Genomic DNA, 26,858 nt, shown 5'->3' on the forward strand with positions numbered 1-26,858 from the left:
TTGACCATGAGCAACATCTATGGGGTCTGGTTGAAGGAACAACGGCTGGCGGCCGGACTCACGCAACAGGAACTGGCCGACATGGCGGTCATGACCCGTTCGCACATCGCGCACATCGAGGCGGGCCGCCGCATCCCGTCGAGGGAGGACGCGCGCCGCCTGGACAGGGCCCTGGGCACGGGAAACGTCCTGAGCAGCTTCCTGCCGGACGACGGCGCGGCGGTCGCCGACTACTTCGAAGCGGCCCGGCTCCTCGAACAGCAGGCGGTGATGATCCAGGAGTTCGCGCTCTCCCTCGTGCCAGGCGTCCTCCAGACAGAGGGGTACGCCCGTGCGGTTCTGCGGCCCGGGTTCCCTCCCAGGAGTGAACAGGAAGGTGACAGGCTCCTTGTCACACGGCTGGAACGAGGAAAGATCCTTACCGATCCGGCGATCCCGCTATTCTGCGCGCTCCTGGACGAGGCGGTGCTGCGCCGTCACGTGGGGAGCCCCGAGGTCATGGCCGAGCAACTGACCCACATCGTCCGCTTGGCAGAGCGGGACCGCATCCGCGTGCATGTCCTGCCCTTCGGAGTCGGCTACCACCCGCTGCTCCAGGGCATGTTGTCGCTCATGATGTTCGACGACCAGCCTCCGATCGCCTACGGTGAGGGCGTACTCATGGGCAGGCTGCACGACTCCCCTGCCCTCGTTGAGACACTGCAACGCACATACACTCTCGCCCTGGGCGACGCGCTTTCCCGCAAGGAATCGGTCGCTCTCTTGAGAGCGACGGCAAAGGACTACGGGAACCATGGCTGAGCGGATCATCCCGAACGCAGCAGCATTGACCGGCTGGCGCAAGTCGTCCTACAGCAGCGGCGACGGCGGCAGCTGCGTCGAGGTACTGGACGGCCACCCGTCAGGCGTGCCCGTTCGCGACTCCAAGGTCCCATGCGGCCCTGCGCTGGTCTTCCCGGCGGCCGACTGGTCGTCGTTCGTCACAGCCGTCAAGGACGGCGAGCTTCCCGCCTGAACTCGCAAGGACTCCCGCCCCTGTCGTGCAGCAGGGTCTCGGCGCTTCTCCATGACTGATCAGGTCTTGCCCGACAGCAGGTCGTCCACAAGCCCCTGCCTGAGGCCGCGCAGCTTGGCCAGCTCTGCTTGTTGGAAAATGACCTGCCTCGACGGAGCTGCAGCAAGCGCGACAATCCCCCCCTGCTCCTCACGCGATGGAACGGGGATCCGAAAGCCCTGCACATCCGACTTCGTGATGTTGGGGTCCTTCCGTGTACTGGCCGCGAACTGCCGCCACCTGTGGCGACCATGCTGCAACGCCAGCAAGAGGTACTCGGGATCCATATCGCCATTCACTACGAGGACGGAGATTGCTTGGTTCACAGCAGCCGGGACCTGAAGCATCGCTGTCCGGCCGATCTGCTCCCATCCGCCATACATGGCTACCAGCACTGATCCTGCGGGAAAAATTCGCATCCGAAGCTCATCCACGGCCGCTGCGGTCAGTGATTCGTCCGTAGCTGAGATTAGACCTTCGTTGAGGTCGAGGGTCTTCACCCAGGGGGTGCCGGTACTGGCGAAGTATCTGACGGCTGCCGCTCTCGGCGGAGTCGTACCTGAGCCAATGTGACAGAGTGCGCCAAGGGCCGCCGTGGGCCATTCCCCCCGAGACGCAGACGGCCCCTGACTGGCCGACATCCCATTCCTGCGGAACGCGTCGTACAGAAGGCCGTCTCTCAACTTCTGCAACTTGGCGATCGACGCCTCGATGACGCGCTCCTGCGCCTTCACGGCGTCGACCGTTTCCACAACCCGATACTGCTCGGCCAGCGGGTGAGTAGGAATCGGCATCGACTTCAATTGTGACGAACTAATCGACGCCAGGTTCGTCGTCTGCTTGGCAACGCGCAGGAAATACGACTTACCTTCGCCGGAAGCCATGTAGAGCGCCAGGAACTCCGGGAGAAGCTTCGAGCGGTCACACCGCACCTTAAAGATGTGGTTCTGGTGGAGGCAGGGGTCTACCCGGCCATCCCACACCGCGCCTCGGCCAAGCTTGTCCAGGTCGCCCCCCTCGGTGAGGAGGACATCTCCACGCGCCAGCCGGAATCGCTCAATGGCGCCTACTGCCACCCGGACGGTCTTCACGTCCTCCGTATCGATGTATCCGTCCTGGACATTGGCTACTCGCAGATAGGGCAGCTCGACAGAACCGCCCGGCGCTCCTCCACCAAGGGCTACGCCCCCTGACACTTCTGCAAGCCTCTCAAGGGGAAGAAATCCGGGACCGATTACGTCAGCCGACATAACCAAGCTCCTTCAGGAACCCGTCCAGCGTCGACGCCGCCCGCTCCCGCTCCGCCCGGATCTCCCGCAGCGACACCGCGTACTTGTCCGCCCACACCCCAACCGCGTCGATCAACTCCCGCCGCCGACGCACCACATGCCCGTCCAGCTTCCCCGCCAGATCGTCCCGCAGCAGCTCCAGCACCACCCGGCGCTCCCCCTCCGCGTCCAGCGCGGCCCGCGCCCGGAAGAGCCTCGGCGGTTCCTCGCCCAGCTTGGGCGGGTCGCTCGGCCACGGGGACCAGAACTCCGCCTCAAGCCGCTTGATCAGGGCGCCGGCCTTCGCCCGCTCCTTCTTCACGTGGGCGAGCTCCGCCAGCTGTTCCACGCTCAGCGCGACGGTCTCGCGTGTGACGGCGTCCTCGTCACCTTCCGGCTCGCCGTCCTCCGACGGCTCCGGCTCGGCGTTGAGTTCCTTCCAGCGCGCGTCCAGTTCCGCCTTGCGCGCGTCCGCCGCCGCGAGCTCCTCCAGGAAGTCCGGGGCGATCGCCGCGACCACCTTGTGGTCGTACGCCTGGCGCCGCTCGGCGGCCGTGCGCTTACGCAGCTTCCTCGTCTTCGGGTCCTGTTCGGGTGCGAGCAGGGTGTCGACGTTCTCCACCCAGCCGTCCAGGACGCCCGCGAACCCGTTCTCCGACAGGGCCAGCAGGTCGTACTTGGCCTCGTACCACCACCCCGCCACCGCGCCCGCGAGCGCGTACCGGTCGAGCAGTCCGACCCCGCCCAGCCGCTCCACGAACGACTCGATCAACGAGCCCCGCACCGCCATCAGCGCGGCCTTGCGCTCCGAGGACGTCAGGTCGGCCAGACGCTCGGGGGTCGCCGTCACCGCCTCCAGGTGCCGGGCCTCCTCGTCCCACCACTTGGCGAAGGCGGTCCGCAGCTCGTCCTCGCGCGGGCGGGCCAGTTCCGCGAGCCGGGCCGCGTCCGGGCGGTGCCCTTCCGGCAGGAAGTCCATGTACGCCGGGTCGACCGGGTCCCGCTCGGCGAAGAGGTCGGCCGGAACCACCTCGTACGCCTCCAGCAGGTCCTGCTTCGCCTCGATCTCCGCACGCGGCACCCCGCCCACCAGATGCGCCCGCACGTCCTGGGGCTCCGGCGGCGGCGTGTTGTCCACGTAGCGGCGGATGTTGAGGTTGTCGTCGTTGTCGCGCAGCTCCTCGCGGGTCACGACACGCGAGAAGCCGGGCACCTCCGCGTACGCGTGGAAGGTGGAGGTGATCTTCTCCGCGTGCTCGGGCAGGAGCACGTTCTGGGCCGACTCCTTGCGGTACTCGCGGTCCGCGTTGATGAACAGCACCTTGCCCGCCCGCGCCGGGTCCTTCTTCCCCGGCGGGCGCAGCAGCAGGATGCAGGCCGGGATGCCCGTGCCGTAGAAGAGGTTCGGGGCGAGTCCGATGACGGCCTCGATCGTGTCGTCGTCCAGCAGCTTCGTACGGATCTCCTGCTCGCCGCCCCCGCGGAACAGCACGCCATGCGGCATGACCGTGATGACCATGCCACCGCGCCCCTCCCGCTTCGTCTCCCACAGCATGTGCTGGAGGAACATCAGGTCGGCCTTGCCGCGCTCGCTGGTCGCCCCGTACGTCGTGCGCTGCGCGCCGTACAGGAGGTCGCTGAGGGTGTAGTCCATGGAGAACGGCGGGTTGCTGAGGACGCCGTCGAAGCGGTCCGCGTCGGTGCTCGGTACGTGTGCCGGCTCCGCCAGGGTGTCGCCAGTGCGCAGGTCGAAGCGGCGCACGCCGTGCAGCACCATGTTCATCGTGGACATGATCCAGGAGCCGCTGTTGGCGTCCTGGCCGGCGAAGAACATGTCCGTGGTGTCTCCGCCGTGCTCCTCCACGTACTCCTTGGCGTGGATCAGCATGCCGCCCGAGCCGACGCACGGGTCGTAGATCCGCATGCCCTGCCGGGGGCCGAGCAGCTCGACCATCATGCGGACGACCGCGCGCGGGGTGTAGAACTCGCCGCCCTTGCGGCCCGCCGAGTCGGCGAACTCCTTGATCAGGTACTCGTAGGCGGCGCCGATCAGGTCGGGGAACTCGAAGTCGTCCGTCCGCAGGCGGATGCGTCCGAAGTGCGCGATGAGCAGCTTCAGCCGCTGGTCGGCGAGCTTGGCCGCGCCCGCTGCCGCACCGGATCCGCCGATGCGGTTGAAGTCGAGGTGGTCGAAGAGTCCCTTGAGCTTGCTGTTCTGGCCTTCGAGCGCCTGGAGCGCGGGCCGCAGCCGGTCCTCGTTGATGTTGTGCGTGGCCGAGGAGATCTGTGCCCAGCGGGCGACCTTCGGGACGTACAGCACGTCACGGTCGCCGTAGGCGGACTCCTGCTCCAGGTAGCTCTCCAGCAGCTCGCCCGTGAGTCCCATGCTCTTCGCCGCGTGCTCCCGGATGTGCTCCCGGGCGGCCTCGAACTCGTCGTTGGCCCGCTTCAGGAAGAGCAGGCCGAAGATGTAGTCCTTGTACTCGGAGGCGTCCATCGTGCCGCGGAGGATGTCCGCGGCGGCGAAAAGATGCCGCTCCAACTGCGCGAGCGTGAGCTTGGCCACGAGTTCGACTCCCTACGTCCCCGGTGTGACGTAGGAACCCTACGGCGGCGGCGGGCTCCCCGCGAAAACGGACGCCCGGCCCACTCGCTCGCGTCAGTACGAGGTGATTCCGAGCCCGTCCTCGACGAAGGCGAAGACGTCGGTGTACGGATCGCGCTTGACCAGCGGTACGTGGTCACCGTGCGTCGCGTTCATCTTCAGCGCGCGCTTCTTGGCCTCCGCGAAGCTGCCCCGCGCGATCTGCTCCGGCAGCACGCTCTTGATGTTCGCCGCGTCCTTGGCGAACGGCAGCCGTGCCGTCGCCTGTCCGCAGACTCCGCCGAACGTGCCGCTCACCGCCTTGTGGTGCAGCAGCCGCCACACCTCGAAGCACGGGTGCGAGAAGGCGACGCGTACGTCCCCGTCACGGGCCTGCTTCAGCGCCGCGTCGATCGATTCGTGCTCGTCGCGGTCGAACAGGCACCAGACCTGCGGCCAGAACTCCTGCTTCAGACCGTTGCGCTTCGCGTCCCGTGCTTCGTCCCGCATCAGCTGCACAGCAGCCTCTACCAGCTTGATCGGCTTGCGCTGGGAACCCGGCGCGGAGGAGTTCGCGATCCGTACTTCCACCGCTACGGACGGATCGGCGTAGATGCCCCGCTCGCGGATGATCTGGATGTAGTCGGGCTCCGTGACCCGGCCCTCGGTGAAGACGTGGACGACCCGGCGGCGGCGCCCACGCTGCTGCTTCGCGGGACCCAGCGAGTCCTTCCCCCTCGTACGTGCCATCAGCTCAGCTCCGCCCCGTCCCCACGATCCTGCTCACGTTCTTTCCCTGTGGCAGCCAGCAGCCGCCTCGCGATCTGGCCCTCCAGGAGATCGGGGACCGCACCGAAGGCTCCGGCCAGATAGGACTTCATCAGGTCCTCGTCCTTGCCCGGGGAGGCGGCGGTGAGCGGGTAGAGGTCGGTGGCCCCGTCCTCGTCCTTCTCCGTCAGCCACACCTGGGCGGGCTCCAGCAGGCGTCCGCCGCTCGGTGTGCTGAGCACCGACGGGTCGTGCGAGGTGAAGACGAGCTGCGCGCCCCTCGGATTGGCGTCCGGGTCGTGGAAGAGCCGGACCACTTCGGCGGCGAAGCGGGGGTGCAGGCTGGAGTCCAGTTCGTCGACGAGCAGGACCGCGCCTTCGTCGAGGGCAAGAAGCAGGGGGCCGAGCAGGGCGAACCACGAGCGGGTACCGAACGACTCGTCGTGCCAGTCGAAGGACACCTCACCCGAGGCCGACCGGTGGGTGAGTTTCACCGTGGAGGGGCCCCGCCCCTCCTGGACGACTTCCGCGCCGGTGATGCCGAGGTCCGCGACCCGCAGCAGTTCGTTGATGCGCCGTGCGCGCTGCCCCGAGAGCTCCCGCGTGGTGAACGCCTCGCGCTGCGTCCGCTCGTCCTCCGGGTTGATGAGCCAGAGGTTGCGGCGGAACCAGTGGAAGAGCGGAGAGAGCTGCGGATGGTTGTCCGTGCCGGCCGTGGACAGGAGCAGGGCGTTGGGCCGGGTACGCCGTACGAGCTGGGCCCGGTCCTTGACCCGGGCGCCGGGCCATTCGTACACCTCGCTGCGTGAGGCGTCGCGGTCGAGCCAGACCTGGCGGTGGCCGCGGGGGTAGCTGTGCAGCCATTCCGCCTCGACGCGCTCCGGGCCGAGCTCGAACCCGTACGTCCAGCGCACACCGTCGATCACCAGGTCCGCTTCGAAGAAGCTCGGCTCACGCTCCTCCTTGCCGCCGCCCAGCTCGAAGGGGCGTCGCGGAATGCCGTCGTACGACGCCCAGCGCGCGTAGGAGTTGAGGACGGCGGTCCGCATGTCGGTCATGGCGGCCAGGACGTTCGACTTGCCCGACGCGTTGGCGCCGAAGACGCCGATGAGGGGCAGAACCCCGAGCGCTCCGCTGCCGGCGAGATGCAGCGACCGAGCGGCGGCACTCGGCTCCCCCTCGGACACGACGAAGGACAGTTCCTGCTCATCGCGCAGTGACCGGACGTTCGCGGTACGAAACCTCAGCAGCATGCTGCCCCCTCTCCGCGGCCAGCGTAATGGTCATCAATGACAGCGGCTCGCTCCAGGGCCCGCGATCTCCCTGCCGTCGCTCTCCTCCGGCGCGCCCAGCGGGGCCGGGCACGCAGGGGGAGGGACGATCAGGGCCGCTCGGAGTCGGTCACGGCCAGAGCTTGTTGACGGCGGTCTTCGTCGTCGCCTTGAAGGCCGTCAGCGGGGCGTCCTTGAAGTCGCCCATCTGACCCCACCGGACGAAGGTGACGGTCCTGCCGTCGCGGCCGACGGAGAAGAGGTGGATGTCGGTGTTGCCGATCTGCGGGTCGGCGGTGTCCAGGCTGTAGACCCAGGCACCCTCCTCGACGGCGAGCTTGCCGTGGGCGGCGCTGACGGCGTGCAGCCCCGGGTTCTGCTGCTCAAGCAGGGGCCCGCAGCCGGCGAGGGCCTTGCGGAGGGTGTCGACCAGCTTCACGGCGTCGGCCTCGGTGCGGGCGACGGTGGTGACCTGGACGCCGTTCGTGTCGAGCTCGGTGGTGAACTCGCGGTAGCGGGTGTTCTCCGCCGGGATCTTGTACGGGGCGCAGAGGACGCCGCCGTTCTCCGGGACGCCGGTGAAGACCTGGGTGGCGGTCCACGGCGTCGACGACGGCGGCATCTGGGAGGCGGCGAGGAAGGCCGGCTGGGCGGCGGCCTGCGCCGGGGCCGTGGCGAGGGCCGCGAGGCCCAGGGCGGCAGCGGCGGCCGTGGCGAGTGCGGTGCGGAGCTTGTTCATGGTGGTGGATCCCCCGTCGGGTCGTTCGGTCAGTGCTTCCACCAGCGTCGGGCCGCCGCCCGTCCCGGGCAACGGCGACGCGCCCTCCACCCGTCCCGGAACCATTCCACCCCTGCTGACGTGCAAGGACGTGAAGGGTGGGACGCACGGTCGAGGGGGATGGAATGCCGAAGGACGCCGCCGTCGAGGAGTTCGCGCGGCTCGTGCGCGCGCTGAAGGCGCGGGACGGGCGCAGTTACGAGGCGCTGGGCCGGCGCCTGAGCGTCAGCGCGTCCACCCTCCACCGCTACTGCTCCGGCGCGACCGTCCCGGAGGAGTTCGCCGTGGTCGACCGCCTCGCCCTGCTGTGCGGGGCGGACGAGGAGGAGCGGCGGGCCCTGGAGGTGGCCTGGCGCCACGCGGACCGCACCCGCCGCCGTCCGGTGCCGGAGCCGGACGCGAAGCCCGAGCCGGACGCGAAGCCCGGGCCCGGCCCGGAACCGGAGCCTGCGCCGGAGCCGTCCCCGGCCCCGACCCCGGAGCCTGCGTCCGAGCCCGAACCCGAGCTGGACCCCGTGCACGCGCGCGTGCCGGGCCTCCCGTCCGCGCGGCGGAGGCGCGGGTGGGGGTGGGTGGGCGTGGTCTGCGGGGCGCTGGCGGTCGTGGGGACGGTGACGCTCGGAGCCGTACTCCTGCCCGGGAAGACCCGGGAGCGGGCCGCCGAACCACCGCCGCCGCTGACGTGGACGGTCGCCTCGCACATCTGGAAGAACGGGTGCGGGCACACCTACCTCGTGGAGCGGACACCCCCTCCCCCGCCGGAGGCGGCCGACGCGCCGAGCTGGGCGGCGGCGCAGGGGGCCGTGGACGGCGGGGAGACGCTGGTGCGGGTGTCGGTGCAGGGGAAGAGCGCCGCGGCGGTGGTGCTCCAGGCGCTGCACGTGCGGGTGGTGGAGCGGGGCGCGCCGCTGCCCTGGGCGGCGTACCGGATGGACGACGGGTGCGGCGGGGCGGTGACGCCGCGCCGTTTCGAGGTGGACCTGGACCGGCCGCGGCCGGTGGCGCGGGCGCTGGACGGGTACGACGCCTCCGGGCAGGAGGGCCGGACGCTCCCGGCGGTCTCCTTCCCGTACGCGGTCAGCGCCGCCGAGCCGGAGGAACTGCTGGTCTCGGCGGGGGCGGCGGGGTGCGACTGCCGCTGGTACCTGGAGCTGGAGTGGAGCTCGGAGGGGCGCCGGGGCACGGTCCGGATCGGAAACGAGGACGGTGCACCCTTTCGGACGAGCGGGGCGAAGGGGCGGCCCGTATACGGGTACGACTCCGTGGGACGGGCCTGGATCACAGGCCGGGAGTCTGGACAGGGCGGGTGACCGGTGGGTAACTTCGTACTCGACAGACTGAGCAAGCGCTTAGACAACTGGGCCCGCCCGCACACCGGAGGAGTCGCACCGTGCGCCGTACCGTATTCACCGAGGACCACGAGGCGTTCCGGGAGACCATCCGCGCCTTCATCGAGGCCGAGGTCGTCCCCGTCTACGACGAGTGGTTCGCGGCGGGCCAGGCGCCCCGCGAGTTCTACGACAAGCTCGGTGAGCTGGGCATCTTCGGCATCAACGTGCCCGAGGAGTTCGGCGGCGCGGGCTTGGACACCCACAAGTTCGAGGCCGTCCTGTACGAGGAGACCTCGCGCGCCGGCGTGCAGTTCGGCGGCTCCGGCGTGCACGTCCTGCTCGCCCTGCCCTACATCAAGATGCTCTCCACCGACGAGCAGAAGAAGCGCTACCTGCCGAAGTTCGTCACCGGCGAGGAGATGTGGGCGCTGGCGATGACCGAGCCGGGCACCGGCTCCGACGTCGCGGGCATGAAGACCACCGCCAAGCTCTCCGAGGACGGCACGCACTACGTCCTCAACGGCTCGAAGACCTTCATCACCGGTGGCGTCCACGCCGACCGCGTGATCGTCTGCGCCCGGACGTCCGCCCCGTCGGCCGAGGACCGCCGCTTCGGCATCTCCCTCTTCGCCGTGGACACCAAGTCCGAGGGCTACTCCATCGGCCGCAAGCTGGACAAGCTGGGCCTGCGCACCTCCGACACGGCCGAGCTGGCCTTCGTCGACGTCAAGGTCCCGGTCGAGGACCTGATGGGCGAGGAGGGCAAGGGCTTCTCCTACCTCGGCCACAACCTCGCCTCCGAGCGCTGGGGCATCGCCTTCGGCGCCTACGCGCAGGCCAAGGCCGCCGTCCGCTTCGCGCAGCAGTACGTCACGGACCGCACGGTCTTCGGCAAGCCGGTCGCCTCCTTCCAGAACACCAAGTTCGAGCTGGCCGCCTGCCAGGCCGAGGTCGACGCGGCCGAGGCCGTCGCCGACCGCGCCCTGGAGGCCCTGGACGCGGGCGAGCTGTCCCCGGCCGAGGCCGCGAGCGCCAAGCTCTTCTGCACCGAGGTCGCGCACCGCGTCATCGACCGCTGCCTCCAGCTCCACGGCGGCTACGGCTACATGAACGAGTACCCGATCGCCCGCCTGTACGCCGACAACCGCGTCAACCGCATCTACGGCGGCACCAGCGAGATCATGAAGTCGATCATCGCGAAGTCGATGGGCCTGTAGTCCAGGTGCCCGACCCGCACGACGAGCACCACGCCGGGCGCCCCGCTCCGGATGCCCTTGATGCCCTGCTCGATCTGCTCGACCTGGAGCGGATCGAGCGGGACATCTTCCGGGGCGAGTCCCGCTCCGCTCTCGTCCCCCGCGTCTTCGGCGGCCAGGTGGCCGCCCAGGCGCTGGTGGCGGCGGGCAGGACCGTGCCCGAGGACCGTCTCGCGCACTCCCTGCACGCGTACTTCCTGCGCCCCGGCGACCCGGGCGCGCCGATCGTCTACACCGTCGACCGCATCCGCGACGGCCGCTCCTTCACCACCCGCCGGGTCGTCGCCGTCCAGCACGGGCAGCCGATCTTCCACCTCTCCGCCTCCTTCCAGGCGTACGAGGAGGGGCTCGACCACCAGGCGGACATGCCGGCCGCGCCGGACCCGGAGTCGCTGCCGACGGCCGCCGAGATGCTCCCCCGGCACCTGCCGGCGGAGGTCGCCGACCGGCTGGTCGAGGCGCGGGCGGCGGTGGACCTGCGGTACGCCGACACCCCGCCGTGGGGCTCGGTCGGGGAGCCGCGCGAACCGCGCTCGCAGGTGTGGTTCCGTACGAACGGCAAGCTGGCCGACGACCACCTGCTGCACGTCTGCCTGGCGACGTACGTCTCCGACATGACGCTGCTCGACTCCGTCCTGCTCGCGCACGGGCGGGGCGGCTGGGCCGTCGGGGACGTGGTCGGGGCCTCCCTCGACCACGCGATGTGGTTCCACCGGCCCTTCCGGGCCGACGAATGGCTCCTCTACGACCAGGAGTCCCCTTCCGCCTCCGGGGGGCGCGGTCTCGGCCAGGCCAGGATCTGGACGCGGGACGGGAAGCTGGCGATCTCCGTCATCCAGGAGGGTGTCGTTCGCGTTCCGCGCTGATGATCGGACATACCGTCCGCACCATGGCGGAGAACGACACGAGAACCGCGAACGGCGCGGGCGCGGACAACGGCGAGAGCACCTTCACGGTGATCGTGGCGGCGGTGGCGAACCTCGGGATCGCCGTCGCCAAGGCCGTCGCGGGTGTCATCAGCGGGTCCAGCGCGATGCTGTCGGAGGCCGCGCACTCGGTCGCCGACACCGTCACCGAGGTCATGCTGCTCACCGCGCTCAAGCGGAGCGAGAAGCCCGCCGACGAGGACCATCCCGTCGGATACGCGGGCGAGCGGTACGTGTGGGCCATGCTGGCGGCCGTCGCGACCTTCGCCGGCGGCGCGGTCTTCGCCGTCTACGACGGCATCCACACCCTCGTCCACGGTGAGGAGCTCGGCGACCCGCTCGTCTCGTACATCGTCCTCGGGGTCTCGTTCCTCCTGGAGGGCTTCTCCCTGCGGACCGGGATCAAGCAGGTCCGCGCCGAGGCGGACCGGATGAAGGCCCCCCTCGGCCGCTACCTCCGGCTCACCGCCGACACCACCGTCAAGGCGGTGGTCATGGAGGACTCCGCCGCCCTGGCCGGCCTGATGCTGGCGGCGGGCGGCCTGCTCGGCGGGCAGATCACCGGCTCCGGCGTCTGGGACGGCGTCGCCTCGATCCTCATCGGCTTCCTGCTCGTGTACGTGGCCTGGGTCCTCGGCCGCTCCAACGCCCAGCTCCTCATCGGCCGCCCGCTGCCCCGGCACCTGCGGGACGCGGTCCGCGAGGAGCTCCGCACCGTCCCCCACGTCGTGGACGTCATGGATCTGACGACCCTCATCCAGGGGCCCTCCGAGATCCTGGTCGCCGCGAAGATCGACTTCCGGGACGTCGCCTCGGCGGAGCAGATCGAATGGGCCTGCGAGGACGCCGAGGACCAGCTCCGCGAACGCTTCCCGGCGATCCGCCGGGTGTACCTGGACCCGACGCCGGGCCTGGACCAGCGCCGGGCCAGGCCCTCGGATCCCTCAGAGCAGGCCTGAGGCATCCAGCGTGTACGCCGTCATCGGCTCGTAGAAGCGCGGGTCGACGACATGGTCGTCGAGCGGGATCGTGACCTGCATCGTGCCCTCGGCCTCGCCGATGAAGAGGGCGGGGTCGTTGCAGTCCGCGTAACCGACGGAGTCGATGCCGCGCTGGCCCGCGCGCCCGGCCCAGCCGTGGTCGGCGATCACCAGGTCGGGTCGGCCCTCCTCGCCGAGCGCGTCGAGGATCGCGTTCATCGGCTCCGGGGAGTGGGTGTGCCAGAGGGTGGCGCCGCGCTCGAAGACGGCGACGTCGGCGAACTGCACGACGTACCCCTCGTCGGCGATCAGCCCGCCCGGGATGCGGACGATGTCGCAGCCCTGGGCGCGCAGCGCGGCGGCGATCCGGCTGTGGACGTCGATGAGGGCGCCCGGGTGGCCGGTCGCGAAGAGGACCCGCTCCTTGCCGGCGGCGGCCTTGCGGAGCCGGGCGGCCATCCGGTCGAGGCCGTCGACGGTCAGCTCGGGGTCGATGGTGTCCTGGCCGGTCCGGTGGGCCGGGTCGTCGACGACCCCGCACCGCTCGGCCATCACGGCGAGCACGTCCTGCTCGTCGGTCCAGCGGTCGCCGAGCTCAAGACCGAGCCAGTAGTGCCGGTCGCCGTTGGCGAGCTTTCTGTAGTGGGCGAGGTTGTTGTCGCGCGGCGTGGCGACGTCCCCGGCGATCCGGGTGCGGACGAGGTGCTCGACGAGGGCGGGGCGGCTGGGTATCGGCATGAGGGCCATTCTGTCCGAGTGCGCTGCGTGACGACCGGCGCGTCCCGGTTCGTGGACCGGCGCCGCTGCGCGACGAGCGGTCTGCCCGGCTACTGGACCGCGCCACCGCGTGACGAGCGGCCTGCCCCGGCTCCTGGACGCGCCCTCTCCCTCCCCCGCGCCCTACTCGGCCGCCAGTGCTCCGAACGCCCCGTGCGCCAGACGCCGCAACAGCGCCTCCATGGGTTCGCGTCCCAGCGCGGCCAGGTGGGGGGTCGAGTTCAGGAGGCCGAAGACGGCGTGGACGGTGGTCCGCACCTCGGCCTCGGCCACGGCCGGGTACAGCTCCCGCACGACCGGCACCCACAGCTCCACGTACTGCCGCTGGAGCTGCCGCACCCGCTTGCGGTCCTCGTCCTTGAGCCGGTCGAGCTCCCGGTCGTGGAGCGTGATCAGCGGCCGGTCGTCGAGGGCGAAGTCGATGTGCCCGTCGACGAGGGAGGCGAGGACGGCCTCGGGGTCGCCGGTGGTCTCGCCGACCCGGATGCGGCCACCGGTGAGGAGCCGCTCGCTGATCCCGACGAGCAGCTCGGCGAGCATCGCGTCCTTGCCGGGGAAGTGGCGGTAGAGCCCGGGGCCGCTGATGCCGACGGCCGCTCCTATCTCGTCCACGCCGACCCCGTGGAAGCCTCGCTCGGCGAAAAGGCGGGCGGCCTCTTTGAGGATCTGCTCGCGTCGCGTCGGTGCGGTGGTCCTGGCGGTCGTGGTCATGGAGGCAATTCTAGACAACCCGGTTAGCGGTCGTTAACCTGAGCGCCATACGTTAACGCTCATTAACCGAGCAAGGGAGCTCGAGGGATGCAGCAGGCACCTGTGCTGACGAGCGCGGCGGACCCCGCGTCCGCGGCCTGGCAGGCCAACGAGGCGGCGCACCACGAGCTGGCGGCGGAGCTGCGCGCCAAGCTCGGCGCCGCCGCGCTGGGGGGCGGTGAGAAGTCCCGCGCCCGGCACACGGCGCGCGGGAAGCTGCTGCCCCGGGACCGCGTGGACACCCTCCTGGACCCGGGCTCGCCCTTCCTGGAGCTGGCCCCGCTCGCGGCGAACGGCATGTACGGCGACCAGGCCCCCGCGGCCGGGGTCATCGCCGGCGTCGGCCGGGTCTCGGGCCGCGAGTGCGTGATCGTCGCCAACGACGCCACGGTCAAGGGCGGCACCTACTACCCGATGACGGTGAAGAAGCACCTGCGGGCCCAGGAGGTGGCGCTGGAGAATCGTCTCCCCTGCCTCTACCTGGTCGACTCCGGCGGCGCGTTCCTGCCGATGCAGGACGAGGTCTTCCCGGACCGGGAGCACTTCGGCCGGATCTTCTACAACCAGGCCCGGATGTCCGGCGCGGGCATCCCGCAGATCGCCGCCGTCCTCGGCTCGTGCACGGCGGGCGGCGCGTACGTCCCCGCGATGAGCGACGAGGCCGTGATCGTACGGAACCAGGGCACGATCTTCCTGGGCGGTCCGCCGCTGGTGAAGGCGGCGACCGGCGAGGTCGTCACGGCGGAGGAGCTCGGCGGCGGCGAGGTCCACTCCCGGATCTCCGGCGTCACCGACCATCTCGCCGAGGACGACGCCCACGCCCTGCGGATCGTCCGGAACATCGTCGCCACGCTCCCCGAGCGCGGCCCGCTCCCCTGGTCGGTCGAGCCGGCCGAGGAGCCGAAGGTCGACCCGGCCGGGCTCTACGGCGCGGTGCCGGTGGACTCCCGCACCCCGTACGACGTGCGCGAGGTCATCGCCCGCGTCGTGGACGGCTCCCGCTTCCAGGAGTTCAAGTCCGAGTACGGGCAGACGCTGATCACCGGCTTCGCCCGCATCCACGGCCACCCGGTCGGGATCGTCGCGAACAACGGCATCCTGTTCGCCGAGTCGGCCCAGAAGGGCGCGCACTTCATCGAGCTGTGCGACCAGCGCGGGATCCCGCTCGTCTTCCTGCAGAACATCACCGGCTTCATGGTCGGCAAGGCGTACGAGCACGGCGGCATCGCCAAGCACGGCGCCAAGATGGTGACGGCCGTGGCCACCACCCGGGTCCCGAAGCTGACGGTCGTCGTCGGCGGTTCGTACGGCGCGGGCAACTACTCGATGTGCGGCCGGGCGTACTCGCCGCGCTTCCTGTGGATGTGGCCCAACGCCAAGATCTCCGTCATGGGCGGCGAGCAGGCCGCGTCCGTCCTCGCGACGGTCAAGCGCGACCAGCTCGGCGACGAGTGGAGCGCGGACGACGAGGAGGCCTTCAAGGCCCCGATCCGCGAGCAGTACGACACCCAGGGCAACGCCTACTACGCGAGCGCCCGGCTGTGGGACGACGGGGTCATCGACCCGATGGACACCCGGCAGGTCCTCGGCCTCGCCCTGACCGCCTGTGCCAACGCGCCGCTGGGTGACCCCCAGTTCGGCGTCTTCCGGATGTGAAGGGCCCTCAAGAGATGCACAGCATGTTCGACACCGTGCTGGTGGCCAACCGAGGAGAGATCGCCGTCCGCGTCATCCGCACCCTGCGGGAGATGGGCGTGCGCTCGGTGGCCGTCTACAGCGACGCGGACGCCGACGCCCGGCACGTACGGGAGGCGGACACGGCGGTACGGATCGGTCCGCCGCCGGCCGCCGAGTCGTACCTCTCCGTCCCGGCGCTCCTCGACGCCGCCGCCAGGACCGGGGCGCAGGCCGTGCACCCGGGCTACGGCTTCCTCGCGGAGAACGCCGCCTTCGCGCGGGCGTGCGCCGACGCGGGTCTGGTCTTCATCGGCCCGACCGCCGAGGCGATCTCCCTGATGGGCGACAAGATCCGGGCCAAGGAGACCGTGAAGGCGGCGGGCGTGCCCGTCGTCCCCGGCGCGGCCGACCCCGACCTCGTCGAGGCGGCCCGCGAGCTGGGCGCGCCCGTCCTGCTCAAGCCGTCCGCCGGCGGCGGCGGCAAGGGCATGCGGCTCGTCCGGGACCTGACGGTCCTGGAGGAGGAGATCGCGGCGGCCCGCCGTGAGGCACGCTCGTCGTTCGGCGACGACACGCTGCTGGTGGAGCGGTGGATCGACCGGCCCCGGCACATCGAGATCCAGGTCCTGGCGGACACCCACGGGAACGTGATCCACCTGGGCGAGCGCGAGTGCTCGCTCCAGCGCCGCCACCAGAAGATCATCGAAGAGGCGCCCTCCGTGCTCCTCACCCCGGAGATCCGGGCGTCGATGGGCGCGGCGGCGGTCGAGGCGGCGCGCTCCTGCGGCTATGTGGGCGCGGGCACGGTGGAGTTCATCGTGCCGGGCGTCGACCCGTCGGCGTACTACTTCATGGAGATGAACACCCGCCTCCAGGTCGAGCACCCGGTGACGGAGCTGGTCACCGGCATCGACCTGGTGGAGTGGCAGCTGCGGGTGGCCTCCGGCGAGGCGCTCCCCTTCACCCAGGACGACATCCACCTGACGGGCTGGGCGATCGAGGCCCGCATCTGCGCGGAGGACCCGTCGCGTGGCTTCCTCCCGTCGGGCGGCACGGTCCTCGCGCTGAACGAGCCGCAGGGCCCGGGGGTCCGTACGGACTCGGGTCTGTCGCGGGGCACGGAGGTCTCGTCCCTCTACGACCCGATGCTGTCGAAGGTCATCGTCCACGCCCCGGACCGCCCCACGGCCCTGCGCCGCCTGCGCGCGGCCCTCGCGGACACGGTCACCCTGGGCGTCCCCACGAACGCGGGCTTCCTGCGCCGCCTCCTGGCCCACGAGGACGTGGTCGCGGGCGACCTGGACACGGGCCTGGTGGAACGGGACGCGGAGAGCCTGGTCCCGCAGGGCGTCCCCGCCGAGGTGTACGCGGCGGCGGCGGCCGTACGGCTCGCGGCACTGGCCCCGGCGCCCCGGGACGGCTGGACGGACCCGTTCTCGGTCCCGAGCGGCTGGCGTCTCGGCGGCCGCCCGGCTCCGCTCGCCTTCCCCGTACGCGTCCCGGGAGCCGAACCGGTGGCGGTCGAGGCACCGGTCGGCGCCCGGGTCACCGGCACCTCGGTGACGGTCACGGTGGACGGGCTCACCCATCACTTCCACCGCAGTGGCAACTGGCTGGGCCGGGACGGCGATTCCTGGCACGTGCTCGACCACGACCCCGTCGAGGCCGCGCTCAGCGGGGCGAAGCACGGCGGCGCGGACACGCTGGCCGCACCGATGCCCGGCACCGTCACCGTCGTCAAGGTGGCCGTCGGGGACGAGGTCGAGGCGGGGCAGAGCCTGCTCGTCGTCGAGGCGATGAAGATGGAGCACGTCATCTCCGCCCCGCACGCCGGCACCGTCACCGAGCTCGACGTCACGCCCGGTTCCACCGTCGCCATGGACCAGATCCTGGCCGTGGTGACACCCCGCGAGGAGGACACCGCATGAGCCTGCCCATGACCGTGCCCGACCCGGGCCTTCCCACCCGGGTCCGGATCCACGAGGTGGGGGCCCGGGACGGCCTGCAGAACGAGAAGACGCTCGTCCCGACCGCCGTGAAGGCGGAGTTCGTGCGGCGCCTCGCCGCGGCGGGCCTCTCCACCGTCGAGGCGACCAGCTTCGTGCACCCCAAGTGGGTGCCCCAACTGGCCGACGCGGAGGACCTCTTCCCGCTCGTCCGCGACCTGCCCGTCCGCCTCCCGGTCCTCGTGCCGAACGAACGCGGCCTCGACCGGGCCCTCGCGCTCGGCGCCCGGGAGATCGCGGTCTTCGCCTCCGCCACGGAGTCCTTCGCGAAGGCCAACCTCAACCGGACCGTCGACGAGGCGCTCGCGCTCTTCGCGCCGACGGTCACCCGCGCCATAGAGGCGGGGCTGAAGGTCCGCGGCTATCTGTCGATGTGCTTCGGCGACCCCTGGGAGGGCGCCGTCCCGATCGAGCAGGTCGTCCGGGTCACCAAGGCCCTCGCCGAGATGGGCTGCGACGAGCTGAGCCTCGGCGACACCATCGGCGTCGCCACCCCGGGCCACGTCCAGGCGCTCCTGACCGCGCTGAACGAGGCCGGGGTTCCCACCTCCCGTATCGCCGTGCACTTCCACGACACCTACGGGCAGGCCCTGTCCAACACCCTCGCCGCACTGCGGCACGGGGTGACGACGGTCGACGCCTCCGCGGGCGGCCTCGGCGGCTGCCCGTACGCGAAGAGCGCGACCGGCAACCTCGCCACCGAGGACCTCGTGTGGATGCTCGACGGTCTCGGCATCGAGACCGGCGTCGACCTGGCCGCCCTCACCGCCACAAGCGGCTGGATGGCCGAACACCTGGGCCGCCCCAGCCCTTCCCGCACCGTCCGCGCCCTCTCCCACAAGGAGTGACGAAACCCATGTCCCTCGACCACCGGCTCACCGAAGAGCACGAGGAACTCCGCCGTACCGTCGAGGCCTTCGCGCACGACGTGGTCGCGCCGAAGATCGGCGACTACTACGAGCGGCACGAGTTCCCGTACGAGATCGTCGCCGAGATGGGCCGCATGGGCCTGTTCGGGCTGCCGTTCCCCGAGGAGTACGGCGGCATGGGCGGTGACTACCTCGCGCTCGGCATCGCCCTGGAGGAGCTCGCCCGGGTCGACTCCTCCGTCGCCATCACGCTGGAGGCGGGCGTCTCCCTCGGCGCCATGCCGGTCTTCCGTTTCGGTACGGAGGAGCAGAAGCGGGAGTGGCTGCCGAAGCTGACCAGCGGCGAGATGCTCGGCGCCTTCGGCCTGACGGAGCCGGGCGCGGGCAGCGACGCCGGCGGTACGCGCACCACGGCCGTCCGCGACGGCGACGAGTGGGTCATCAACGGCTCGAAGTGCTTCATCACCAACTCCGGTACGGACATCACGGGTCTGGTGACGGTCACGGCGGTCACCGGCCGCAAGCCGGACGGGCGTCCGCTGATCTCCTCGATCATCGTCCCCTCGGGCACGCCGGGCTTCACGGTCGCCGCCCCGTACTCCAAGGTCGGCTGGAACGCCTCGGACACCCGCGAGCTCTCCTTCTCCGATGTCCGCGTCCCGGTGGAGAACCTGCTCGGCGAGGAGGGCCGCGGCTACGCGCAGTTCCTGCGGATCCTGGACGAGGGCCGGGTCGCGATCGCGGCGCTGGCGACGGGTCTCGCGCAGGGCTGTGTGGACGAGTCGGTGAAGTACGCGCACGAGCGCCACGCCTTCGGCCGGCCGATCGCCGACAACCAGGCCATCCAGTTCATGATCGCCGACATGGAGACGAAGGCCCACATGTCCCGGATCGGCTGGCGGGACGCGGCCTCGCGGCTCGTGCTCGGCGAGCCGTTCAAGAAGGAGGCGGCGATCGCGAAGCTGTACTCCTCCACGGTGGCGGTGGACAACGCCCGTGACGCGACCCAGATCCACGGCGGCTACGGCTTCATGAACGAGTACCCGGTGGCCCGCATGTGGCGAGACTCGAAGATCCTGGAGATCGGCGAGGGCACGAGCGAGGTCCAGCGGATGCTGATCGCACGGGAGTTGGGCCTCCCGGCCTGATCCCTCACAGCGCCACCGGCACGGCACCAGAGTTTCACCGGAGCCCGTCGTCCCCCTCGGGGCGGCGGGCTCCGCCACGTGATCCACACCTCACGACCCCACCCCTACTGATCGACCTTTGGTTAGGCTAACCTACCTTCGACTTACCCGGCCGACCTCGGCCATCCCTGGCCGACCCGGCCGACACCGGCTCGTACCGAAAGCGACTTCGCCATGCCCAGCACCGCCCGCGCCACCCGTCTCACCCGTCGCGGCCTCCTGGCCGCGGGCGGCGCACTCGGACTCGGTGCCGCGCTCGCCGCCTGCGGCAGCGACACCAAGAAGGACGGCGGCTCCACCACCGCCCCCTCCGCCTCGGCGAAGTCCGGCTCCTGGGAGTTCAAGGACGACCGCGGTCTGACCGTGAAGGCGAAGACCACCCCGAAGCGGATCGTCGCCTTCACCGGCACGGCCGCCGCCCTGCACGACTTCGGCGTCGAGGTCGTCGGCGTCTTCGGCCCGACCTACGTCGAGGACCCGAAGACCAAGGCGAAGAAGCCGGACGTCCAGGCGGGAGACCTCGACATCACCAAGGTCGCGGTCATCGGCAACGTCTGGGGCGAGTTCAAGATCGAGGAGTACCTCAAGCTCAACCCCGAGGTCCTCATCACGGACATGTGGGAGAAGAACGACCTCTGGTACGTGCCGGCGGAGCAGAAGGACAAGATCCTCAAGATCGCCCCGAGCGTCGCCCTGTGGGCCGCCGACCTGTCGATGCCGACCGTCCTCCAGCGCCACGCCGACCTGGCCGCCTCGCTCGGCGCCGACGTCCAGACGGCCCAGATCAAGGCCGACAAGACCCGCTTCGAGGCCGCCGCCGAGCGCGTCCGCAAGGCCGCCAAGGGCAAGAAGGACATCAAGGTCCTGATCGGCTCCGGCTCCCCCGACCTCTTCTACGTCTCCACGCCGGTCCGCCCGACCGACACGCTCTTCTTCAAGGAGCTCGGCGTCAACCTGGTCGTCCCGACCAAGCTGGACCAGGGCGGCTGGTTCGAGGGCCTCAGCTGGGAGAACGTCGACAAGTACCAGGCCGACGTCATCATGCTCGACAACCGCACCGGCACCCTCCAGCCGGAGCAGTTGAAGGCCAAGCCGACCTGGGCCGCGCTGCCCGCCGTCAAGGCCGGCCAGGTCATCCCGCGCGTCACCGAGCCGGTCTACTCCTACGCCAAGTGCGCCCCGCTCCTGGAGGACCTGGCGAAGGCCCTGGAGAACGCGAAGAAGGTGTCCTGACCCATGACGACCGCCGAGACCGCCCCGTTCCAGTTCTTCTCCCTCCAGGTCGACCGGACCCGGCGGCTCGGCCCGTCGCTGGTCCGCGTCACCTTCACCGGTGAGGACCTGAAGAGGTTCGCCTCCGGAGGCCGCGACCAGTCGCTCTCCCTCTTCCTGCCGCACCCCGGCCAGGAGGCGCCCGTCCTGCCGCCGCTGGACGACCCGGACATGTACGCGATCCTCGGCGCGTGGCGGGCGATGCCGGACGACGAGCGGGCCGTGATGCGCTCGTACACGGTCCGCGAGCAGCGCACGGAGCCGGCTCCCGAGGTCGACATCGACTTCGCGATCCACGAGGACGGCGGCCCGGCGTGCCGCTGGGCGGCGCGCGCCGAGCCGGGCGACCGGGTGGTCGTCCTCGGCCCGGCGGTCGCCGCGAACACGGGCGTCCGCTTCCAGCTCCCCGAGGACGCCGACTCCGTACTGATCTGGGCGGACGAGACGGCTCTGCCGGCCGCCTCGGCGATCCTGGAGTGGCTGCCGGCGGAGACCCGCGCGCAGGTGTTCCTCGAAGTGCCGTACTCCGGCGACCGCATGGACCTGGTGACCGAGGCGGACGCCACGGTGACCTGGCTCGTACGGGAGGAGGGGGCGCCCTCCGCCGTGGACGCGGTGCGCGGCACCGAGCTGCCCGGGGAGGCTCCGTACGTGTGGATCGCGGGCGAGTCCGGCGCGGTGAAGGCGCTGCGCCGGCACTTCGTGCGGGAGCGCGAACTGGACCGCCGCCGGGTGACGTTCGTCGGCTACTGGCGCAAGGGACTGTCCGAGGACGCGCTGCGCGAGGTCCCGGACGAGACCCAGGAAGACGCGTAACCACACCCGTCCCCATTCTCCGCAATGGCCCCCCAATCCTTCCGGGTTGGGGGGCCATTGCGCTGTAAAATTAGGTTAGGCTAACCTTACTTTCACATCGCATCCCGCAGCGTTTCTCCCGAAAGGGCCCCCACATGCGCTCCCACCTGCTCAACGACGCCACGGCGGAGAGCTACCGGCGCTCCGTCACCGAAGGAGTCGAGCGGGTGGCGGACAAACTCGCCACGACGCGCCGCCCGTTCAGCGGTGTCACCCCCGCCGAACTGGCCCCCGTCATCGACGCCGTGGACCTGGACCGCCCGCTCGGCGACTCCTCCGCCGCCCTCGACGAGCTGGAGAACGTCTACCTCCGCGACGCCGTCTACTTCCACCACCCCCGCTACCTGGGCCACCTCAACTGCCCGGTCGTCATCCCCGCCGTCCTCGGCGAGGCCGTCCTCTCGGCCGTCAACTCCTCGCTCGACACCTGGGACCAGAGCGCGGGCGGCACGCTCATCGAGCGGAAGCTGATCGACTGGACGACCGGCAGGATCGGCCTCGGCGCCGTCGCCGACGGCGTGTTCACCAGCGGTGGGACGCAGTCCAACCTCCAGGCGATGCTGCTCGCCCGCGAGGAGGCCAAGACGGACGACCTGTCCAGGCTCCGTATCTTCTCCTCCGAATGCAGCCACTTCAGCGTCCAGAAGTCGGCCACCCTCCTCGGCCTCGGCGCCGACGCCGTCATCTCCGTCCCGGTCGACCGCAACAAGCGCATGCAGTCCGTCGTCCTCGCCGCCGAGCTGGAGGCCTGCCGCGCCGAGGGCCTCGTCCCGATGGCGATCGTCGCCACCGCCGGCACCACCGACTTCGGCTCCATCGACCCGCTGCCCGAGATCGCCGCCCTCGCCGAAGAGTACGGCGCCTGGATGCACGTCGACGCGGCCTACGGCTGCGGTCTGCTCGCCTCCCGCACCCGCCGCCACCTCCTGGACGGCATCGAGCGGGCCGACTCGGTCACCGTCGACTACCACAAGTCCTTCTTCCAGCCGGTGAGTTCCTCCGCGCTCCTGGTCAGTGACGGCGCCACCCTGCGCCACGCGACGTACCACGCGGACTACCTCAACCCGCTCCCCCAAGCTCTCGGCTCCGCTCGAGCAGGGGGGACCCCCACCGCGGTCACCGAGCAGATTCCGAACCAGGTCGACAAGTCGCTCCAGACGACCCGCCGCTTCGACGCGCTCAAGCTGTGGATGACGCTGCGCGTGATGGGCGCCGACGGCGTCGGCGAACTCTTCGACGAGGTCTGCGACCTGGCCCGGGAGGGCTTCGCGCTGCTCGCCGCCGACCCGCGCTACGACGTCGTGGTCGAGCCGCAGCTCTCCACCCTCGTCTACCGCTACATCCCCGAGGCCGTCACCTCGCCCGCCGAGATCGACCGGGCGAACCTCTACGCCCGCAAGGCGCTCTTCGCCTCCGGCGAGGCCGTCGTCGCCGGCACCAAGGTCGACGGCCGCCAGTACCTGAAGTTCACCCTGCTCAACCCCGAGACGACCGCGGCCGACATCGCCGCCGTCCTCGACCTGATCGCCGGCCACGCCGAGCAGTACCTGGGAGAGACCCTTGTCCACGCCTGAGACGTACGACTTCATCGGCATCGGGCTCGGCCCGTTCAACCTCGGACTCGCCTGCCTCGCCGAGCCCATCGACCAACTGAACGGTCTCTTCCTGGAGTCCAAGCCGGACTTTGAGTGGCACTCGGGGATGTTCCTCGAAGGCGCCCATCTCCAGACGCCGTTCATGTCGGACCTGGTCACGATGGCCGACCCGACGTCCCCGTACTCCTTCCTGAACTACCTGAAGGAGAAGGGCCGGCTGTACTCGTTCTACATCCGCGAGAACTTCTACCCGCTGCGGACCGAGTACAACGACTACTGCCGCTGGGCCGCCGGAAAGCTGAGCTCGGTCCGCTGGAACACGACCGTGGCCTCGGTCTCGTACGACGACACGACCGAGCTCTACGCCGTCACCACCGAGACCGGGACGACCTTCCGCACCCGCAGGATCGTCCTCGGCACGGGCACCCCGCCGTACGTCCCCGAGACCTGCGCGGACCTCGGCGGCGACCTGATCCACAACTCCCGCTACCTCCCGAACAAGGAGGAGCTCCAGAAGAAGAAGTCGATCACCCTGGTCGGCAGCGGTCAGAGCGCGGCGGAGATCTACTACGACCTCCTGTCGGAGATCGACGTCCACGGCTACCAGCTCAACTGGGTGACCCGCTCCCCCCGCTTCTTCCCTCTGGAATACACCAAGCTCACCCTGGAGATGACCTCCCCGGAGTACGTGGACTACTTCCACGCGCTCCCCGAGCAGACCCGCTATCGTCTGGAGACCCAGCAGAAGGGCCTCTTCAAGGGCATCGACGGCGAGCTCATCGACGCCATCTTCGACCTGCTGTACCAGAAGAACCTGAACGGCCCCGTCCCCACCCGCCTCCTGACCAACTCCGCACTGCACACGGCCGCGTACGACTCCGGGACGGGCACGTACACCCTCGGCTTCCGCCAGGAGGAGCAGGAGAAGGACTTCACCCTCGACACCGAGGGACTGATCCTCGCCACCGGCTACAAGTACGCCGCCCCTGCCTTCCTGGAGCCGGTCCACGACCGCATCCGCTGGGACGGCCAGGGCCGCTTCGACGTGGCCCGCAACTACGCGATCGACACGACCGGCCGCGGGATCTTCCTGCAGAACGCCGCCGTGCACACCCACTCGATCACCGCGCCCGACCTGGGCATGGGGGCGTACCGCAACGCGTACATCATCGGGGAGATGCTGGGCTCCGAGTACTACCCCGTAGAGAAGACCATCGCTTTCCAGGAGTTCGCCGTATGACCATCCGCTTCCGCCCGCTCGATCCCCTCAAGGACGCGGAGCTGATCCACGCCTGGGTCACCCACCCCAAGGCCGCCTTCTGGATGATGCAGGACGCGAGCCCGGAGGACGTCGAACGCGAGTACGCCGGCTTCGCCGCCAACCCGCACCACCAGGCCTTCATCGGTCTGGTCGACGAGGTCCCCGCCATCCTCATGGAGCGCTACGACCCGTCCCGGCTGGAGCTGGTCGGCCTCTACGACCCGCTGCCCGGCGATGTCGGCATGCACTTCCTCGTGGCCCCGACCGACACCCCCGTCCACGGCTTCACCCGCAAGGTGATCACCGCCGTGATGGCGGAGCTGTTCGCCGACCCGGCGACGGCCCGCGTGGTCGTCGAGCCCGACGTCTCCAACAAGGCCGTCCACGCCCTCAACGAGGTCGTCGGCTTCGTGCCGGAGCGTGAGATCCAGAAGCCGGAGAAGAAGGCGCTGCTGAGCTTCTGCACCCGGGAGCAGTTCGAGGCGGCCGTGGCGGTGGCGATATGAGCACGGCAGACCGCTTCACCGACCCGGTGGCCCACCTCACCCCCGACCGCTGGGCGACCGCCAACCGCGCGCTGATCCGCAAGGGCCTGGCGGAGTTCGCCCACGAGCGGCTGCTCGACCCGCAGGAGCTGGGCGAGAGCCGCTACAAGGTCATCGCCGACGACGGCACGACCGAGTACCGCTTCACGGCGGACCGGTTCGCGCTCGACCACTGGCAGGTCTACGCGGACTCGATCAGCCGCCACCGAGGGGACGAGCAACTTCCTCTCGACGCGCTCCAGTTCATCACCGAGCTGCGCGGCTCCCTGGGCCTCAGCGACGAGATCCTCCCGGTGTACCTGGAGGAGATCTCCTCCACCCTGGCCGGTACGGCGTACAAGTCGACGAAGCCGCAGATCACCTCCGCCGAGCTGGCCCACGCCGGCTTCCAGGCGATCGAGACCGGGATGACCGAGGGCCACCCCTGCTTCGTCGCCAACAACGGCCGGCTGGGCTTCGGCGTGGACGAGTTCCGCGCGTACGCCCCCGAGGCCGCGAGCGACATCCACCTGATCTGGCTGGCCGCCCGCCGCGACCGCACGACCTTCACCGCCGGCGCGGACATCGCGTACGAGACGTTCATCCGCGCGGAGCTGGGCGACGCGACGGTGGACGCCTTCGCCGCGACCCTGGTGTCCCGGGGCCTGGACCCGGCGGAGTACCTCCTGATGCCCTGCCACCCCTGGCAGTGGTGGAACAAGCTGTCCGTCACCTTCGCGGCCGAGGTCGCGCAGCAGCGTCTCGTCTACCTGGGCGAGGGCGACGACACGTACCTGGCGCAGCAGTCGATCCGTACGTTCTTCAACACCTCGGACCCGACCAAGCACTACGTGAAGACGGCCCTCTCGGTCATCAACATGGGCTTCATGCGGGGCCTGTCGGCGGCGTACATGGAGGCGACGCCGGCGATCAACGACTGGCTGCACCAGCTGATCGAGTCGGACGCGACCTTCACGTCGGCCGACTTCTCGATCATCCGCGAGCGGGCGGCGATCGGCTACCGGCACATGGAGTACGAGGCCGCGACGGACCGCTACTCCCCGTACCGCAAGATGCTGGCCGCGCTGTGGCGCGAGTCCCCGGTGCCGACCCTCGCCGAGGGCGAGCGCCTGGCGACGATGGCCTCGCTGCTCCACGTGGACCACGCGGGCGCGTCGTTCGCGGGCGCGCTGATCAAGGAGTCGGGACAGGAGCCGACGGCCTGGCTCCGCCAGTACCTGGACGCCTACCTCCTCCCGGTCCTGCACAGCTTCTACGCCTACGACCTGGCGTTCATGCCGCACGGCGAGAACGTGATCCTGGTCCTGGACGAGCAGGGCAGGGTCGCCCGCGCGATCTTCAAGGACATCGCCGAGGAGATCGTCGTCATGGACCCGACGGCGGTCCTGCCGCCGGCGGTGGAGCGCGTCCGCGCCGAGATCCCCGAGGACATGAAGCTCCTCTCGGTCTTCACGGACGTCTTCGACTGCTTCTTCCGCTTCCTGTCGGCGACGCTGGCGGCGGAGGGCGTCCTCGCGGAGGACGACTTCTGGCGGACGGTGGCGGAGTGCGTACGCGCCTACGAGGCGGCCAAGCCCGAACTGGCGGACAGGTTCGCCCAGTACGACATGTTCGCGGACACCTTCGCCCTCTCGGCCCTCAACCGCCTCCAGCTCCGCAACAACAAGCAGATGGTCGACCTCGCGGACCCGTCGGCAGCCCTCCAGCTGGTCGGCGACCTGGTCAACCCGATAGCCCGCTTCGCGTAACCCTTCCCCATACCGATGCGAGCCCCGCCGGAGTACGGTCCTCCGCCGGGGCTCGCGTCTGTGCGCCGCCGGGGGTGGGCCAGGGCCGGGTAAAGCCGTT

At 70.3% G+C, this 26,858-nt stretch carries 23 protein-coding genes; 16 read left to right on the forward strand and 7 right to left on the reverse strand.

Going from position 1 to position 26,858, the window contains the following annotated elements:
• The first annotated feature begins 6 nt into the window (after positions 1-6).
• Both ACWFR1_RS16970 and ACWFR1_RS16975 read left to right on the forward strand, forming a co-directional pair.
• Positions 7-801: a helix-turn-helix domain-containing protein gene (locus tag ACWFR1_RS16970; RefSeq protein WP_453551679.1), complete on the forward strand. Its 795-nt coding sequence runs from the start codon at positions 7-9 to the stop codon at positions 799-801.
• Positions 794-1,015, forward strand: coding sequence for a DUF397 domain-containing protein (locus ACWFR1_RS16975; RefSeq protein ID WP_453551682.1), 222 nt, complete (start codon positions 794-796; stop codon positions 1,013-1,015). The genes ACWFR1_RS16970 and ACWFR1_RS16975 overlap by 8 nt, the downstream gene beginning before the upstream one ends.
• Before the next feature lie 59 nt (positions 1,016-1,074).
• Here the strand turns inward: ACWFR1_RS16975 and ACWFR1_RS16980 are convergent, their stop codons facing one another.
• The 5 genes from ACWFR1_RS16980 to ACWFR1_RS17000 all read right to left on the reverse strand — a co-directional run bounded on the left by ACWFR1_RS16980 (position 1,075) and on the right by ACWFR1_RS17000 (position 7,684).
• The gene (locus ACWFR1_RS16980; protein WP_453551685.1) at positions 1,075-2,304 is read right to left on the reverse strand and encodes a restriction endonuclease subunit S; all 1,230 of its coding nucleotides are present in this window, start codon (positions 2,302-2,304) and stop codon (positions 1,075-1,077) included.
• Complete coding sequence (locus ACWFR1_RS16985) at positions 2,294-4,888, reverse strand: N-6 DNA methylase (protein WP_453551687.1); 2,595 nt, start codon at positions 4,886-4,888, stop codon at positions 2,294-2,296. The genes ACWFR1_RS16980 and ACWFR1_RS16985 overlap by 11 nt, the downstream gene beginning before the upstream one ends.
• A 93-nt stretch (positions 4,889-4,981) precedes the next feature.
• Positions 4,982-5,656 carry an RloB family protein gene (locus tag ACWFR1_RS16990; protein ID WP_453551690.1) on the reverse strand — a complete coding sequence of 225 codons (675 nt, stop codon included), beginning with the start codon at positions 5,654-5,656 and terminating at the stop codon, positions 4,982-4,984.
• Positions 5,656-6,927, reverse strand: coding sequence for an AAA family ATPase (locus ACWFR1_RS16995; protein ID WP_453551693.1), 1,272 nt, complete (start codon positions 6,925-6,927; stop codon positions 5,656-5,658). Before ACWFR1_RS16995 ends, ACWFR1_RS16990 begins: the two co-directional genes overlap by 1 nt.
• 148 nt (positions 6,928-7,075) lie before the next feature.
• Positions 7,076-7,684: a hypothetical protein gene (locus tag ACWFR1_RS17000; RefSeq protein ID WP_453551696.1), complete on the reverse strand. Its 609-nt coding sequence runs from the start codon at positions 7,682-7,684 to the stop codon at positions 7,076-7,078.
• A 164-nt stretch (positions 7,685-7,848) separates the two neighbouring features.
• Between ACWFR1_RS17000 and ACWFR1_RS17005 the strand changes: the two genes are divergently transcribed.
• From ACWFR1_RS17005 to ACWFR1_RS17020, 4 genes are all read left to right on the forward strand, one after another.
• The gene (locus tag ACWFR1_RS17005; RefSeq protein ID WP_453551698.1) at positions 7,849-9,033 is read left to right on the forward strand and encodes a helix-turn-helix domain-containing protein; all 1,185 of its coding nucleotides are present in this window, start codon (positions 7,849-7,851) and stop codon (positions 9,031-9,033) included.
• Between the two features lie 80 nt (positions 9,034-9,113).
• The gene (locus tag ACWFR1_RS17010; protein WP_453551700.1) at positions 9,114-10,271 is read left to right on the forward strand and encodes an acyl-CoA dehydrogenase family protein; all 1,158 of its coding nucleotides are present in this window, start codon (positions 9,114-9,116) and stop codon (positions 10,269-10,271) included.
• Positions 10,272-10,276: 5 nt separating this feature from the next.
• Positions 10,277-11,176: an acyl-CoA thioesterase II gene (gene tesB / locus ACWFR1_RS17015; RefSeq protein ID WP_453551703.1), complete on the forward strand. Its 900-nt coding sequence runs from the start codon at positions 10,277-10,279 to the stop codon at positions 11,174-11,176.
• Between the two features lie 23 nt (positions 11,177-11,199).
• Positions 11,200-12,195, forward strand: coding sequence for a cation diffusion facilitator family transporter (locus ACWFR1_RS17020; protein ID WP_453551706.1), 996 nt, complete (start codon positions 11,200-11,202; stop codon positions 12,193-12,195).
• Here the strand turns inward: ACWFR1_RS17020 and ACWFR1_RS17025 are convergent.
• Together ACWFR1_RS17025 and ACWFR1_RS17030 are read right to left on the reverse strand one after the other, a co-directional pair.
• The gene (locus tag ACWFR1_RS17025; protein WP_453551709.1) at positions 12,181-12,954 is read right to left on the reverse strand and encodes a phosphatase; all 774 of its coding nucleotides are present in this window, start codon (positions 12,952-12,954) and stop codon (positions 12,181-12,183) included. The two genes, ACWFR1_RS17020 and ACWFR1_RS17025, sit on opposite strands and share 15 nt — an antisense overlap.
• 162 nt (positions 12,955-13,116) lie before the next feature.
• Entirely contained in the window at positions 13,117-13,704 is a 588-nt protein-coding gene (locus ACWFR1_RS17030) for an SACE_7040 family transcriptional regulator (protein WP_453551712.1), read from the reverse strand.
• A gap of 87 nt (positions 13,705-13,791) precedes the next feature.
• Here ACWFR1_RS17030 and ACWFR1_RS17035 point away from each other — a divergent pair, with 87 nt between their 5' ends.
• The 10 genes from ACWFR1_RS17035 to ACWFR1_RS17080 all read left to right on the forward strand — a co-directional run bounded on the left by ACWFR1_RS17035 (position 13,792) and on the right by ACWFR1_RS17080 (position 26,758).
• Positions 13,792-15,399 carry a carboxyl transferase domain-containing protein gene (locus ACWFR1_RS17035; RefSeq protein ID WP_453551714.1) on the forward strand — a complete coding sequence of 536 codons (1,608 nt, stop codon included), beginning with the start codon at positions 13,792-13,794 and terminating at the stop codon, positions 15,397-15,399.
• Between the two features lie 14 nt (positions 15,400-15,413).
• Positions 15,414-17,348 (forward strand): acetyl/propionyl/methylcrotonyl-CoA carboxylase subunit alpha, encoded by a 1,935-nt coding sequence (locus tag ACWFR1_RS17040; protein ID WP_453551717.1) that lies wholly within the window; start codon positions 15,414-15,416, stop codon positions 17,346-17,348.
• Positions 17,345-18,274 (forward strand): hydroxymethylglutaryl-CoA lyase, encoded by a 930-nt coding sequence (locus ACWFR1_RS17045; protein WP_453551720.1) that lies wholly within the window; start codon positions 17,345-17,347, stop codon positions 18,272-18,274. Before ACWFR1_RS17040 ends, ACWFR1_RS17045 begins: the two co-directional genes overlap by 4 nt.
• A gap of 8 nt (positions 18,275-18,282) precedes the next feature.
• Entirely contained in the window at positions 18,283-19,443 is a 1,161-nt protein-coding gene (locus tag ACWFR1_RS17050) for an acyl-CoA dehydrogenase family protein (RefSeq protein ID WP_453551722.1), read from the forward strand.
• A gap of 213 nt (positions 19,444-19,656) precedes the next feature.
• Entirely contained in the window at positions 19,657-20,715 is a 1,059-nt protein-coding gene (locus ACWFR1_RS17055; protein WP_453551725.1) for an ABC transporter substrate-binding protein, read from the forward strand.
• Positions 20,716-20,718: 3 nt separating this feature from the next.
• Positions 20,719-21,570 carry a siderophore-interacting protein gene (locus ACWFR1_RS17060; RefSeq protein WP_453551728.1) on the forward strand — a complete coding sequence of 284 codons (852 nt, stop codon included), beginning with the start codon at positions 20,719-20,721 and terminating at the stop codon, positions 21,568-21,570.
• A gap of 134 nt (positions 21,571-21,704) precedes the next feature.
• Positions 21,705-23,183, forward strand: coding sequence for a pyridoxal phosphate-dependent decarboxylase family protein (locus ACWFR1_RS17065; RefSeq protein WP_453551730.1), 1,479 nt, complete (start codon positions 21,705-21,707; stop codon positions 23,181-23,183).
• Positions 23,170-24,444: a lysine N(6)-hydroxylase/L-ornithine N(5)-oxygenase family protein gene (locus tag ACWFR1_RS17070; protein WP_453551732.1), complete on the forward strand. Its 1,275-nt coding sequence runs from the start codon at positions 23,170-23,172 to the stop codon at positions 24,442-24,444. Before ACWFR1_RS17065 ends, ACWFR1_RS17070 begins: the two co-directional genes overlap by 14 nt.
• Positions 24,441-24,971, forward strand: coding sequence for a GNAT family N-acetyltransferase (locus ACWFR1_RS17075; RefSeq protein WP_453551735.1), 531 nt, complete (start codon positions 24,441-24,443; stop codon positions 24,969-24,971). The genes ACWFR1_RS17070 and ACWFR1_RS17075 overlap by 4 nt, the downstream gene beginning before the upstream one ends.
• Positions 24,968-26,758 carry an IucA/IucC family protein gene (locus tag ACWFR1_RS17080; protein ID WP_453551737.1) on the forward strand — a complete coding sequence of 597 codons (1,791 nt, stop codon included), beginning with the start codon at positions 24,968-24,970 and terminating at the stop codon, positions 26,756-26,758. Before ACWFR1_RS17075 ends, ACWFR1_RS17080 begins: the two co-directional genes overlap by 4 nt.
• Positions 26,759-26,858 lie beyond the last annotated feature (100 nt).

The sequence above is a fragment of the Streptomyces sp. NPDC055103 genome (genome assembly GCF_053607625.1).